1 protein-coding gene is annotated in these 470 nt (G+C 49.1%); it reads right to left on the reverse strand.

What is annotated here, in order from left to right; all coding sequences use genetic code 11:
- Positions 1-470 (reverse strand): Mur ligase family protein (locus tag A3757_RS05755; protein ID WP_255374976.1); only part of this gene is annotated, 470 nt, incomplete at both ends.

The following is a 470-nucleotide window of genomic DNA, read 5'->3' on the forward strand; positions in this document are numbered from 1 at the left end:
TAAGTAAGGACGGCACGTGATACCTGAGGCATTATTTCTTCTACTACTGGGTCGTCTACACACATCACCGCAGCACCGTAAAACGGCAGGTTATGAAGGAAGTCTACAAAGGTCTGTTTAAGCTTTGAGAAGTCGCCACCATAGGTATGCATATGATCCGCTTCGATATTTGTAACCACTGAAATCATCGGTGTAAGGTGCAAGAATGACGCATCACTCTCATCTGCTTCAGCAACCAGGTATCGAGACCCACCCAGACTTGCATTGGTACCCGCGCTATTTAAGCGACCACCGATCACATACGTAGGGTCTAAACCTGCCTCGGCGAGTACCGATGCAATCAAACTGGTTGTAGTTGTTTTGCCATGCGTTCCCGCAATCGCGATACCGTGACGATAACGCATTATTTCAGCCAGCATTTCTGCTCGCGGAACAATTGGCGTACGGTGCTCTCTGGCTGCAGCCACTTC

The organism is Oleiphilus sp. HI0117 (genome assembly GCF_001635235.1).